11 protein-coding genes and 1 tRNA gene are annotated in these 13,379 nt (G+C 40.4%); 5 read left to right on the top strand and 7 right to left on the bottom strand.

Annotated elements, in window-relative coordinates:
• Nucleotides 1-138: 138 nt before the first annotated feature.
• Entirely contained in the window at nt 139-1,344 is a 1,206-nt protein-coding gene (locus QQK05_RS12845) for a phosphopentomutase (RefSeq protein ID WP_284299218.1), read from the bottom strand.
• Nucleotides 1,345-1,564: 220 nt separating this feature from the next.
• On the opposite strand from QQK05_RS12845, the gene udk reads away from it, so the two are divergent.
• The 4 genes from udk (at nt 1,565) to QQK05_RS12825 (ending at nt 4,993) form a co-directional block, all read left to right on the top strand.
• On the top strand, nt 1,565-2,206 hold the full coding sequence (gene udk, locus QQK05_RS12840) for a uridine kinase (RefSeq protein ID WP_284299216.1): 642 nt from the start codon (nt 1,565-1,567) through the stop codon (nt 2,204-2,206).
• 16 nt (nt 2,207-2,222) lie between these two features.
• The gene (locus QQK05_RS12835) at nt 2,223-3,524 is read left to right on the top strand and encodes a NupC/NupG family nucleoside CNT transporter (RefSeq protein WP_284299214.1); all 1,302 of its coding nucleotides are present in this window, start codon (nt 2,223-2,225) and stop codon (nt 3,522-3,524) included.
• A 9-nt stretch (nt 3,525-3,533) separates the two neighbouring features.
• Nucleotides 3,534-4,307 (top strand): deoxyribose-phosphate aldolase, encoded by a 774-nt coding sequence (gene deoC, locus QQK05_RS12830; RefSeq protein WP_284299211.1) that lies wholly within the window; start codon nt 3,534-3,536, stop codon nt 4,305-4,307.
• A 98-nt stretch (nt 4,308-4,405) separates the two neighbouring features.
• A complete protein-coding gene (locus QQK05_RS12825; RefSeq protein WP_284299209.1) occupies nt 4,406-4,993 on the top strand; it encodes a thymidine kinase in 588 nt (195 codons plus the stop codon).
• 69 nt (nt 4,994-5,062) lie between these two features.
• Here QQK05_RS12825 and deoA read toward each other — a convergent pair whose 3' ends face one another.
• The 6 genes from deoA to rlmKL all read right to left on the bottom strand — a co-directional run bounded on the left by deoA (nt 5,063) and on the right by rlmKL (nt 13,066).
• The gene (deoA, locus tag QQK05_RS12820; RefSeq protein WP_284299206.1) at nt 5,063-6,379 is read right to left on the bottom strand and encodes a thymidine phosphorylase; all 1,317 of its coding nucleotides are present in this window, start codon (nt 6,377-6,379) and stop codon (nt 5,063-5,065) included.
• A 9-nt stretch (nt 6,380-6,388) separates the two neighbouring features.
• A complete protein-coding gene (locus tag QQK05_RS12815) occupies nt 6,389-6,784 on the bottom strand; it encodes a cytidine deaminase (protein ID WP_284299204.1) in 396 nt (131 codons plus the stop codon).
• Between the two features lie 225 nt (nt 6,785-7,009).
• Nucleotides 7,010-8,743: a DUF3466 family protein gene (locus tag QQK05_RS12810; RefSeq protein ID WP_284299202.1), complete on the bottom strand. Its 1,734-nt coding sequence runs from the start codon at nt 8,741-8,743 to the stop codon at nt 7,010-7,012.
• Nucleotides 8,744-8,773: 30 nt separating this feature from the next.
• Nucleotides 8,774-10,675 (bottom strand): ATP-binding cassette ATPase Uup, encoded by a 1,902-nt coding sequence (gene uup / locus QQK05_RS12805; RefSeq protein ID WP_284299200.1) that lies wholly within the window; start codon nt 10,673-10,675, stop codon nt 8,774-8,776.
• Nucleotides 10,675-10,935 (bottom strand): glutaredoxin family protein, encoded by a 261-nt coding sequence (locus QQK05_RS12800; RefSeq protein WP_284299198.1) that lies wholly within the window; start codon nt 10,933-10,935, stop codon nt 10,675-10,677. Before QQK05_RS12800 ends, uup begins: the two co-directional genes overlap by 1 nt.
• A 1-nt stretch (nt 10,936) precedes the next feature.
• Nucleotides 10,937-13,066 (bottom strand): bifunctional 23S rRNA (guanine(2069)-N(7))-methyltransferase RlmK/23S rRNA (guanine(2445)-N(2))-methyltransferase RlmL, encoded by a 2,130-nt coding sequence (gene rlmKL / locus QQK05_RS12795; RefSeq protein WP_284299196.1) that lies wholly within the window; start codon nt 13,064-13,066, stop codon nt 10,937-10,939.
• Nucleotides 13,067-13,222: 156 nt separating this feature from the next.
• Between rlmKL and QQK05_RS12790 the strand changes: the two genes are divergently transcribed.
• Nucleotides 13,223-13,299, top strand: a tRNA-Met gene (locus QQK05_RS12790).
• Nucleotides 13,300-13,379 lie beyond the last annotated feature (80 nt).

Here is a 13,379-nt window from a genome sequence, read left to right as displayed (position 1 = left end):
GGATAGTGCGTGAAGTACACTGTACTTCACATTAAGTTTTTAACTTTTATATAAAATTGGGGCATTTAATTATGTTTTTTTTGCCCCAACAAATCCTGACCAATTATACTAGTTTAATTACAGTTTGTGCCAATTTTTTTACAAATTGTTGTAAAATGATGTCCCATAGCGCATTTCTTCAAGGCTGAACATTTCTGCCAATGTTTGTCCTAAATCTGCAAATGTTGACCGTTCGCCCAAGTCTACAGACTCAATGCCATTGTTATATGCGATTACTGGCACATATTCTCGCGTATGGTCACTACCCTGCCATGTTGGATCACATCCATGATCGGCAATCAAAAATAATGTGTCATCGTCTTTAAGTTGGCCAAGCACATCATTTAATTGCTCATCAAACGCTTCTAATGCTAGACCAAAGCCAACTGGGTCTCGTCGATGACCAAAATCCTGATCGAAGTTGACTAAATTAGTAAAAATTAAGCTCTTAGTTGGCGCACTTGCCATGTGTGCTAAGGTCGCTTCAACAAGCGCGTCTATGCCTGTTGCTTTGGTTTTTTGCGTAATACCCTGCTGCGCAAAAATATCAGCAATCTTTCCTACGCTGATTACTTCACCACCGGCTTCTTTAAGTTTATCTAATACTGTTGCTTCCGGCGGTAAAATAGAATAATCACGGCGATTACCAGTGCGGGCAAAATCGTCTGCGTTAGTGCCAACAAATGGGCGGGCAATTACGCGTCCAATATTCTTTGGACCAACGATTGCTTGCACTGCCTCACAATACTTGTAAAGGTTTTCTAGGCCAAAATGCTCTTCATGTGCTGCGACCTGAAAAACGCTATCCGCCGATGTATAGCAAATAGGCAGTCCAGTTTTGATGTGCTCTTCACCAAGCTCTGCGATAATTGTAGTACCAGATGCGTGACAATTACCCAATAAGCCATCAATACCGGTAGCGTTGAAAATTTCTTGTTGTAACGCCTCTGGAAAACTGTTCTGTTTATCTGTGAAATAACCCCAGTCAAACAATACTGGAACACCTGCCATTTCCCAATGGCCACTTGGCGTATCTTTACCTGTGCTAATTTCAGCACAGTAACCGTATGCCCCTTTAGTTGGCGGTACATCTTCTACACAAATATCTGCATTACTTGCCGCTTTACAAGCAGCCACAAGCCCTAACTTGGAAAGGTTAGGTAGGGAAAGTTTTCGTGATTGTGCTTTTTCAAATGCTTTTGATAAATTGGCAAAGGTATTTGCACCAATATCACCAAACTTTTCTGCATCCGGTGCATGGCCGATTCCAAAACCATCTATTACCATCACTATTGCACGAGTCATAACAACCACCTTGAATTAAAAATATAACAAAAAACATGACCATTGGGTCAAGATGTGTTAGCTTAGCATTATAACAATTATGAAAAAAGTAATTAACGAAGCTTTGTACTAAATGTCGATACCTTAATGTTAATACCTTTAGTTATTTTTTGTTAATTTATACCCTTTTTATTGCAATCAGCTAAAATATCACTTTTTCAAGGCCTTCAATTTAGCTCTTATGACTCAAGAAAATCAAAATAAGCCAACAATTATCGCTGTGGTTGGCGCCTCTGCATCAGGTAAAACCTTATTTGCTCAAACCATTCATGATGAACTAATGGACGAATTAGGACCTGAAAACATTACGATCATAAAAGAAGACTCTTACTACCGTTGCCAAAATCATTTGCCAATGGAAGAGCGTGTGAAAACGAATTATGATCACCCTCAAGCATTTGAGCATGATTTGCTATTAGCACACCTCAACAGCTTGTTATTAGGTGAATCGATTGATACACCTGTTTATTGTTATAACACGCATACTAGGACGTCGAACACGGTCAAAGTCGCATCAACTAAAATCATTCTGGTTGAAGGGATTTTGTTATTATCTGAGCCTAGCTTAAGAGAAATTTTTGATATTAAAGTTTACATGGATACGCCGTTAGATATTTGTCTTATTCGACGTATCAAGCGAGATATGGTGGAACGAGAGCGCAGTTTAACATCGATTACGGATCAATATGTTGAAACTGTTCGCCCTATGTACCATCAATTTGTTGAACCATCAAAAGCGTTTGCTGACATTGTTGTCACGCGCGGTGGTAAAAATAGAATGGCAATCGAAGTGCTTAAAGCACAGCTTCGACAGCTAACATAATAATAATGAGGTTTAAATGGAACTAGGTTTTATTAGAGGTCTTATTGGTATCGCAGCGCTTTTTGCATTTGCTTTATTAATAAGTAGCAATAAAAAGGCAATTAACTGGCGAACAGTTGGGTTTGCATTTGGTTTACAAATTTTACTTGGTGCATTTGTCTTGTACGTTCCTCAAGGCAGAGACATGCTTGAAGGTTTTTCAAGTGGTGTTCAACAAGTAATTGATAGTGCAAAAGCAGGTATTGACTTTTTATTCGGTGGCCTAGGCACAGATGCGATGTTTGGTAACGGCGTTGGCTTCGTTTTCGCTGTTCGCGTTTTACCTGTCATTATTTTCTTTTCATCACTTATTGCCGTGCTTTATTACACTGGAATCATGCAATGGGTGATCAATATTATTGGCGGTGGACTACATCGACTGCTTGGAACAAGCAAGCCAGAATCACTATCAGCGACCGCAAATATCTTCGTCGGTCAAACTGAAGCTCCACTTGTTGTTAAGCCTTATATTGCAGGAATGACGCGTTCTGAGTTATTTGCGGTTATGGTTGGTGGTTTAGCATCTGTCGCAGGCTCAGTACTAGCAGGATATGCAGGCCTAGGTGTTGAATTAAAATACTTAGTTGCTGCGTCTTTTATGGCTGCACCAGGTGGTTTATTGATGGCTAAGATTTTGATGCCAGAAGTAGACGACGAAAAAGTAAAAGAGCAAGATGAAAAAGAAGTTGTTTTTGGTGAAGAAGACAATAAACCGACAAATGTTATCGATGCCGCCGCACAAGGTGCTTCATCAGGTTTAATGTTGGCTGCAAACGTTGGTGCAATGTTACTTGCATTTATCGCTCTTGTTGCACTACTCAATACAATTATTGTCGGTATGACAACATTTGAGATTGGCGGAGTAAGCTTAACGGCGATTGCAAATTCAGTGTTCGAGTCTAACTTAACTGAAATTTCACTTAAGGAAATTTTCGGCTTACTATTCGCGCCAGTCGCATACATTATTGGTGTTCCATATGAGGAAATGATGGTCGCTGGTAATTTTATTGGTCAAAAAATTGTTGTTAACGAATTTTTTGCGTATGCAAATTTCGTTGAAATTCGCGAGACCTTAACTCCTACCACTCAAGCAATTATTACGTTTGCCTTATGTGGCTTCGCCAACCTTTCTTCAATAGGTATTTTACTTGGCGGTATTGGCGCTATGGCACCAAGTCGTCGTAAAGACATTGCGCAAATGGGTATGAAAGCCGTACTTGCTGCAACATTAGCTAACTTAATGAGTGCAGCTATTGCTGGCACGTTCTTATCACTTTAAGGGAAAACTATGTCTGATATAACAGTTTACGCACAACAAGCTTTATCAATGATGGATCTTACAACTTTAACTGATGAAGAAACTGCGCAAGACATTATTACACTTTGCCAACAAGCAAAATCAGCTAAGGGGAATACGGCTGCAATTTGTATCTATCCTCGCTTCATTCCTGTCGCTAAAAAGCAGTTAGCGGCGCAAGGGACACCTGAGGTTAAAGTTGCAACAGTTACGAACTTCCCACACGGTGATGACGACATTGCAATCGCTGTAGCTGAGACAAAAGCGGCAGTTGCATATGGTGCTGATGAAGTAGACGTAGTATTTCCATATCAAGCACTTATCAATGGCGAAGAAAAAGTTGGCTTTGAGCTAGTAAAAGCTTGTAAGGAAGCCTGTGGTGACACTGTCCAGTTAAAAGTGATAATTGAAACGGGTGAGCTTAAGTCTGATACCTTAATCAAACGTGCAAGTGAAATTTCGATTGATGCGGGTGCTGATTTTATCAAGACATCAACGGGTAAAGTTTCAGTTAACGCTACACCTGAAGCAGCAAAAATCATGATGCAAGTTATCAAAGATAAAAATCCAGCGGTTGGTTTTAAACCAGCTGGTGGAGTGAGAACTGCAGAAGACGCAAAAGTCTATTTAGATATGGCAACGGATATACTAGGCGAAAAGTGGTTAACCCCTGCTCGCTTTAGGTTCGGTGCTAGTAGCTTATTAAATAATTTGCTTATTACATTAGGCGGCGAAGCTGACAGCACCAATAACAGTAGTTACTAGTTTATTACTACAAATGAAACAACGAAAAGTAGCTATCATCTAGCTACTTTTTTTTAAACTTATTAAACTGTCTTAATCATCAAAAAATATAAAACAACATGTCGAAACTCTATTTCTATTACTCGTCAATGAATGCGGGTAAATCAACTCATTTATTACAATCTTCATACAATTACAAAGAACGCGGAATGAACACGATTGTCTATACCGCAAAAATTGATGATCGGTTTTCAGAAGGAAAAGTGTCGTCACGACTTGGTATTCATGCCGATGCTAAATTGTTTGACGAAAACACGAATATATTTGATGAAATAGCAGATATTATTTCAACTGACACATGCGATTGCGTTTTAATAGACGAGTCACAATTTTTAACTAAAGTTCAAGTAAAACAGTTAACAGACATTGTCGATACACTTGGTATTCCTGTTTTAGCTTATGGAATTCGTACAGACTTTTTAGGTGAAACGTTCAGTGGCAGTGCTGCTCTGCTTGCTTGGGCCGATAAGTTAGTTGAACTTAAGACAATCTGCCATTGTGGCAAAAAAGCAGGCTTTGTCACAAGAATAGACGAGCAAGGCAACGCGGCAATAGATGGAGAGCAAATCGAAATTGGTGGCAATGAGCGATATGAAGCGCTCTGTAGAAAGCACTTTAAAGAGCTAGTTTGGGATCGACAAACTTAATACGCCAAAAGTAAAAAGGCCAAAGTGTAAACTTTGGCCTTTTTGTTCGGTTTGCATGCGCGTAAACCTTTAGTCATCAATGACCTGATAAACAACAGGCTTAGATTCGGTGTGGCTTTCGCCCACAGTCAGTGCACTAAGGTATTGTGCGATAGCTTTAGCTGCAGAATCTTCATCTTTAGCATGTACTTGGGCAATAACATCCCCTTTGTCTACCTTAGTTCCAACAGGTGCGATATGGTCAAACCCGACGCTGTGATCAACATTGTCTGTATTAGACAGTCTTCCCCCGCCTAACTCAACAACCGATAAGCCGATGTCTCTTGTCGCCATGTTCGTAATAAAACCTGACTGCTCAGCTTTAATGTCTTTGATAACTTTCGCTTTTGGCATGTGCGCCCAAGGATCATCCATGTAATTCGTTGGACCGTTTAACGCTGCAATCATTTTGTCAAATTGTTCAGCGGCTTTACCGTTGGCCAACACAGATTCAATACGTTGTAATGCATCATCTTGACTACTCGCAATTTTTGTATTGATTAGCATTGATTGCGCTAAACGTGTGACGACCTCATGCAAGCGTGGCTCGCGATATTCCCCAGTAAGATACTGAACCGTTTCAAACATTTCGATAGCGTTACCCGCACTTCTACCTAGCACTTGATTCATATCAGTAATCAATGTTTGAGTGACAACCCCTGCTTGATTACTCACCCTATTGATACTTTTCGCTAACGCAATTGCATCATCGAGGTTATTCATCATAGCGCCATTACCAACTTTTACATCCATCACGAGTGCGTCTAGGCCAGCGGATAGTTTTTTAGATAAAATTGAGGCGGTGATTAAAGGAATCGATTCAACGCATGCCGTCACATCTCTGATGCCATATAAACGTTTGTCTGCTGGTGCCAAGTCAGATGTTTGGGAAATAATCGCTAAACGATCGCGTTTAACAATATCTTTAAACTCTTTAATTGAAGGCGCTACATTAAAGCCCGCAATACTCTCAAGTTTATCGGCCGTGCCACCTGTGTGGCCCAACCCTCGGCCTGAAATCATTGGCACATATGCACCACACGCGGCAACAATCGCTGCGAGCATAAAGCTCACCTTGTCACCAACCCCACCCGTTGAATGCTTATCAACGATCGGGCCATCAATTTCAGGCCACTGTAATACTTGTCCTGAATTCATCATTGCCAACGTTAACGCTGTAATTTCATCAGTGCTCATGCCCTGTTGAAAAATAGCCATCGCCATTGCACCAGCTTGGGCATCATTGAAGCTATGATCGACTAAGCCGTCGACAAACTGCTGAATTTGCCCATTTGACAATGCATTGCCATTTCTTTTTATACGAATAATCTCTTGTGGTAATAACATGCTAAATTCCTATTTTTGCAAGTTTTCTGGCGTGAACGCATCAGGTAAAAGTTCTTTAACAGACCACTCTTTTACCTTGCCTAAATGGTTAACTGCATAAACTTTGGCGCTTTGAACCATGAATTCAACAATTACCTGGCGACATGCACCACAAGGCGGTGTCAGCATTTCTTCTTCGGTATACACTACAAGTTCACTGAATCGTCGCTGTCCATTTATCACGCCTTGTGCAATACAATTTCTTTCTGCACATACAGTAAGGCCATATGACGCATTTTCCACATTACAACCACTGACAATTTCGCCATCTATGGTAAGCGCTGACGCGCCAACATGAAAATTACTATACGGCGCATATGCTTTTAAATAAGCGGCACGAGCTGCTTCTACAAGTTGTTCAAACACAACCGACTCCTCACATCCTGACCAAACGGTTAAGTTTGGACACATTAAGCGATTAAAATACCAATTGCAATAATTTTATAACCAATTGGTTAAAAATATAATGATGAAAATATCCAGCAGTCTTAACCATAATTAAGTGTTTAAAAACAATTATCGATGAACTGCACAAAAAAAAAGCACCAACTCAATTGAGTTGGTGCTTTTAGTCAAAAACTAACGTATCAGTTACTTACGACGACGGAATAGTACTAAACCAAGTAACATAGATAACAGCCCAGCAGAGCCAAAAGCAGCGCCTTGGCGTTCCACTTTACCCTCTTCTTCTGGCGTACACTCATCAATTTCACCGTCAACTGGATCTAATCGAACATGACGAACTACATCCTCAAATAATGTTTCGCCATTTTCATCAACGACTAACTCACCTTTCGCATCTTTACGCGGTACCTTGATGACCGCTGAAGCCATAATTTGGTTTGCTTCGTTAATGTGACGAGCCTCAAGAATGTCGTAAGGGCTGTCACAAGCCGTTAAAACATTAACATCTGTGAATGTCTCTGCCGCAATATCATAAATAAACGCGTGATTTCGACGTGGCTGAGATGAATTGTCATTTCTGTTTTCATATTCAGCGTAACCAACGATTAAACCATTTTCGTTAATAGAACGTGCTGAACTCGCCGATCCGGTGAAGAATCCCATAGGCTTGACCATTGCAGGTGTCTCTTCGTTGGTATCGATATAATAAAACTGTTCACGCTGAACACCTTCGATAAACTCGTTCACATGCCCTACTGCAATACCCGCATCATTAATGTCGAATGCACGTGATTCAAATTCAATCCCATGATCATCAGTAAAGTCATATACTTCACCGTCTTTATAAATCACAGCGTAGAATGAACGCGACTCATTAGTACTCGGGTTTGTCTCATTTTCGTCGACCCAACCATGAGAATAACCAACAGCGACACCAGAAGAGTTAACTGCCTGTACAAACGCAGAGAAAACACGACCATCTTCAGCATTTGGCGTCACGAGCAAATCAAGTTGATTAGTTTCAACAACATCACCGTTGTCATCTAACGTCCAAATAAATGGGCGAATGTCATACATATTCGGACGTAAGTTTTGAACACAAGCTTCCTTTGGCTGGTTATCAAGAATATCTGGATCACTACAACCGCCATCAGTTTCACGTTCAATAATTTCCAAAATGTCAGGATCAATGCCAACACTTGCAAAACCTACTGCATAATTACCATTGATATCTAAAATACCAGATTCGCCACCATATCTAGCTTCTGGCGGCGTAATGGTTTTAATTGTTGTGCCATAGTCAGTCGAAAGAAAGGCTTGACGGTTTGACTCGTTCAAATAAAACGTTAACTCATCGCCGTCGGCTTGCGTAAACGCAAGTGGTAAAAATGGCTTAGTCGCTACACCGTACACCCAGCCATTGTCAGTAATGCCCGCAACAATGTCATTTGTTGAACGAGATAACGTATCTGTACCTTCAAACGGCTGATCAAAAATTACGAGTTCTTCTGGGCCTGCACCACGATCTATATAACTGACAGTATCAACAACTTTTTGATAACTATTATTGTTGATGGCAGCTAAATAGCGAATTGTCCATTCAAGATCATTCGCGGTTGGTGTACCAGCGCGTAAAGCAGCAGAATCTTCGATGTCATTTAAACCAAATGCTAACTCAAATTCACGTTCGGCTTTTAGTTCAATCGCGTCAAAATCGTTATCACTTAAATTTTCGAACAATACTGGAAAGTTATAGGAACCATTGCCCGTCGATACTTGTTCATTAACTGCATTACGTGCGATGCCATAACTAAATTCTTGCGCGGGTAATTCACCCAAATCCACCACAACATATTTTGCTGCCTGTGCGCCACTAACTGCTAAAACGCTACCAACTGAGGCGGCTAAAATTGATTTCACAAATTTGTTCATTTAACTACTGTGCTCTTCTTATAATTCATCGAGTTCTTGCCACCTTTCGAAGGCGACTTCCAGCTCAGACTCTAATTCTTGCAGCTGGTTCAATATTTTCTGTGTAACTTCTACTTCTTGTGAAAAGAAGTTACTGTCATTAACTTGTTCTTGTAACCCAGAAATTTGTTGTTCGAGATTATCTATGCGTTCAGGTAAAGCTTCAAGCTCTCTTGCATCTTTATAGGATAATTTCTTTTTTCCAGCGGCAGGCTTTTCTTTAGCTGCCTGTTTCTGCTTTACTTCCTTATCTACAGCCTTTGCTTGGGCTGTTTTACTCGCTTTGTACGCTAAATAATCCTGTAAATCATCATAACCACCTACAACCTGTTCGATTTGACCTGAGCCATCAAAATATAGGCAACTATTCACACAATTATTAACGAAATCGCGATCATGGCTTACTAAGATAACGGTACCTGCGTAATTTGCAACGACAACTTCTAATAATTCTAAAGTTTCTATATCTAGATCATTAGTTGGTTCATCGAGAATGAGTAAATTTGATGGGCGTAAAAACAGCCGAGCGAGTAATAAGCGATTTTTCTCGCCACCAGATAATGCCCGAACAGGTGTACGCGCACGTTTTGGGCTAAATAAGAACTCTTGCAAATAACCAAGTACATGGCGCGTTCGTCCATTAACCGTAATTTCCTGTTTACCATCGGCCACAGAATCTTGAACGGTTTGATTAACGTCTAGTTGCTCGCGGTGCTGGTCAAAATACGCAGTATCTAAATTCACACCAAGCTGCACTTTTCCGCTATTCGCTTGGAGTTTACCCATGATAACTTTAATTAAAGTCGACTTACCCGTACCGTTAGCACCAATAAAAGCAATTCTGTCTTGGCGCGAAATAAGTAAATCAAGATCGTTAATTATCTTTTTCTCATCAAAGCTTACATGTAAGTTGTGACATTCAAAAACTCGTTTACCTGAGCGCTCACCTTGACTGATGTTGATATCGCCTTGGTGTTTTAGTTCACGGCGAGCTTTACGCTCTAAGCGCAGTTTTTCTAGGCTTCGAACACGTCCTTCATTACGTGTTCTTCGAGCCTTGATGCCTTGCCTTATCCAGGCTTCTTCTTCCGCGAGCTTTTTATCAAATAACGCATTTTGGGTTGCTTCAACCTCTAAGTCGTGCGCTTTTTTCTCAAGGTACTGATCATAGTCACCTGGATATGACGTTAGCTTTCCTCTATCTAGGTCAATAATACGCGTTGCCATACTGCGAATGAACGCCCTATCATGAGAAATGAAAACAATAGTACCGGTAAATGACTTTAAAAAGTTTTCAAGCCATAAAACGCTCTCAATATCTAAGTGGTTAGTCGGTTCATCAAGTAGTAGTACATCTGGATTGGTCACCAATGCTTTAGCCAGAGCGAGCTTACGTAACCAACCGCCAGACAAATTAGAGATGTTCTGGTCAGCATTTAAATGAAGCTTTGATAACACTTGCTCGATACGCTGTTCATCTTGCCACGCATCAGCTTGATCGAGTTGTTGTTGGATATCGGCAAGTTTCGCCATATTGGCTTCTGTTGGTTCACTTTCTATCAGTAACAATTGTTGGTGATAGGTTTTTAACAGTTTGGCGTTAGCCGCTATTCCCTGAGCAACGTAATCGAAAACACTTAAATCACAACTTTGCGGTGGATCTTGTTCCAGCATCGCAATACGTACATTGTTAGAGATAACCAGTTGACCATCATCAAGTGCCTGTCTACCGGCTAATATTTTTAATAGAGATGACTTGCCTGCTCCATTACGACCAACCAAACAGACGCGTTCCCCTTTGCTTACACGGAAATCTGTTTGATACAAAATATGTGCTTCGCCGTAGGCAAGCTCAGCATCGGTAATTCTAATTAATTCCATTACGATAAAAACTCTTGTAATGATAGCCCGTCAAATGGCCAGTAAAGTTCTGTTTTGTTGTCACTACGCATAAGAACAGGAATAGCTAAGCCATATTTTGAATACAGCGAGCCCGATTCTTCCGGGTCCTTATCATCGTCATCCAAAATATCGACGACACGTAATGAGTCAGTTGGTATTTGTTCCAAACATATGGCATATGCCTGCTCACATAGGTGACACCCCACAGAGCTGAAAAGTAAATACTGCGCGTGTTGCATATTATTTTCGCTTGATTGACCAGCTGTTATGAATGTGAATATTTCGTTTAAAGTCCATATCACGTGTTTGTTCAGTTGTGTTCTTTGCGATTAAACCAAGGCTTTCAATCTGCTCGACGTCGATTTTGAAGTTACGTTTATTATTAGTAAAAATAATTTCTCCACCTTCATTTAAACAAGCTAACGCATCCTTAATGATGTCAATATGATCACGTTGCACGTCGAACGTATTGTCCATACGTTTTGAGTTTGAAAATGTTGGCGGATCGATAAAGATCACATCAAACTTTTCGGTATTTTGCTTTAACCATTGTAAACAGTCTGCTTGAACAAATTGATATTGACTGCCAGTTAGTTTGTTTTCAGCAAAATTTTCTTGTGCCCATTGCAAATACGTATTTGACATATCGACAGTTGTTACAGCACTTGCACCATGCAGTGCAGCTTGCACTGAAACAGAGCCCGTATAAGAGAAAAGATTTAGCAGTTTTCTGCCTTTTGCTTTCTCAGCAACAATCTGCCTTGTTTTACGATGGTCTAAAAACAGGCCTGTATCCAAATAATCCCAAATATTAACGATTAATTTCGCGCCATGCTCGTTTACAACCATGGTGCGCTTTTCTTGCGCTACACGCTGGTATTGATTCGCGCCCTTTTGTTTTCGGCGCATTTTTAATGACACTTTATTAGTATCAACCTCAAGCACCTTAGGTGCCCAATAAATCACTTCTTGAATACGTTTGGCAACTTTATCTTCGGGAATACTTCCAGGTGCTGCGTATTCTTGGATCACAATATGATCACCGTAGACATCAATCGCTGCATTATATTCTGGAATATCAGCATCATAAACACGATAACAGTCAATATCTTGTTTTTTAAGCCATTTACGCAGTTGCTTAAGGTTCTTTGCTAATCGATTGGCAAATGCAGAATCTTGCTGTGCAAAAACACTTTCTTCCTGAGTTGCGCCTTTAGCAAGTTGCTTTTCGTCTAAGTTATAAAGCGCTAGCTGACAGTCTAATGGTCCATTTTTTAGCTTATAACGCTTGAATGAAGCGAGTTTTAGCATTGATAACAACTCAACGTTTGCTGTAAAAATACCGACACGCCAATCAGCAAACTGTTGCTTAAACAATTGCCCAAGACTAGCAAATGCATCAACTAACTCAGGTAAATCACCAATACGCTCGCCATAAGGCGGATTAAATAAAATAGTACCAGCTGTTGTGTGTTTATTGGTCATTTTTGCTGCGTCAGTACACTGAAAATCAATAAAGTGAGCAAAATTAGCTAGACGAGAATTTTGTTGGGCTGTCTTTAAAACACGAGAATCTAAATCCAAACCAAATACCTTGATTTCATGCTCAGGTTTGAATTGTGCAGAAGCTTGCTTTGCTTCATTCAAAGCAACTTGATATTCAGCTTGTTCGTGTCCAAGCCAGTGAGCAAAACCCCAAGTTTGCCTTTGAATTGAAGGTGCTTGCTTCAATGCCATCGACACGGCTTCAATCAACAAAGTGCCTGATCCACACATTGGATCAATTAATGGTTTAGACGTATCATCAAGCCAACCTGAGCGTTTAATCAATGCAGCCGCTAAGTTTTCTTTCAAAGGTGCAGCACCAGAGTCTTTTCGATAGCCTCTTCTAAATAGCGAACGACCCGAGAAATCTAAATAAAAGCTAACTTGGCCCTTTAATAAACGAGCTTGAAATGTGATTTCCGTCTCAACTTTGTCAACCGTAGGTCTTGAAAGACCTTTATCACGGAAATGATCGACTATCGCATCCTTAACCGTTAAGCCACCAAATTGGCTATTACGGATTTCACGGCTTTTACCAACAAAATCAATCGCAAATGTGCTAGTACTTTCAAAATGATCAGACCATGGAATATCCATAGCACTTCTATAAAGTTCATCTTTATTGCCACATGGGCCCTCACCCAACTTCAATAAGACACGACTTGCTAAACGACTCCAAAGACAAACGTGGTATCCTAGGGAAAGATCGCCCTGAAAATAAACACCTTCGGGCTTTTGTGTAATGAGAGTTGCACCTAAATCGGAAAGTTCATCGGCAAGCAAAGATTCAATGCCCACAGACGTTAGGGCTAAAAATTGGTACATGGCTATATTCCAAGCGAAAAGTTGGCGCTGATTATAAACAAACTGTGCTAATTTGTCTCAATGTAAAATTTTTTTATAAAACGGCTTGCAAATTATCGAATGTATCACTAACATACGCATCCGTTTTCAGGGACAAGTTCTTGGGAAATATGTGATTGCGGGATGGAGCAGTCTGGTAGCTCGTCGGGCTCATAACCCGAAGGTCGTTGGTTCAAATCCGGCTCCCGCATCCAATTCTTTTTAAGTTTAAGAATTAAAATAAACAACTTAATGGATAAACGGCATAATGTCGTTGGTTCGCTCTTCATTAATC

This window comes from Thalassotalea loyana (assembly GCF_030161435.1).
Classification (GTDB): domain Bacteria; phylum Pseudomonadota; class Gammaproteobacteria; order Enterobacterales; family Alteromonadaceae; genus Thalassotalea_G; species Thalassotalea_G loyana.
Note: the sequence above shows the minus strand (reverse complement) of the source record. Positions and strands in the feature narration are given on the sequence as shown.

What these genes read in the sequence shown, in the direction of transcription:
- uup (WP_284299200.1), bottom strand. Translation starts at nt 10,675, where the DNA reads ATGGAATTAATTAGAATTACCGATGCTGAGCTTGCCTACGGCGAAGCA.
- rlmKL (WP_284299196.1), bottom strand. Translation starts at nt 13,066, where the DNA reads ATGTACCAATTTTTAGCCCTAACGTCTGTGGGCATTGAATCTTTGCTT.
- QQK05_RS12845 (WP_284299218.1), bottom strand. Translation starts at nt 1,344, where the DNA reads ATGACTCGTGCAATAGTGATGGTAATAGATGGTTTTGGAATCGGCCAT.
- QQK05_RS12800 (WP_284299198.1), bottom strand. Translation starts at nt 10,935, where the DNA reads ATGCAACACGCGCAGTATTTACTTTTCAGCTCTGTGGGGTGTCACCTA.
- QQK05_RS12835 (WP_284299214.1), top strand. Translation starts at nt 2,223, where the DNA reads ATGGAACTAGGTTTTATTAGAGGTCTTATTGGTATCGCAGCGCTTTTT.
- deoA (WP_284299206.1), bottom strand. Translation starts at nt 6,379, where the DNA reads ATGTTATTACCACAAGAGATTATTCGTATAAAAAGAAATGGCAATGCA.
- deoC (WP_284299211.1), top strand. Translation starts at nt 3,534, where the DNA reads ATGTCTGATATAACAGTTTACGCACAACAAGCTTTATCAATGATGGAT.
- udk (WP_284299216.1), top strand. Translation starts at nt 1,565, where the DNA reads ATGACTCAAGAAAATCAAAATAAGCCAACAATTATCGCTGTGGTTGGC.
- QQK05_RS12825 (WP_284299209.1), top strand. Translation starts at nt 4,406, where the DNA reads ATGTCGAAACTCTATTTCTATTACTCGTCAATGAATGCGGGTAAATCA.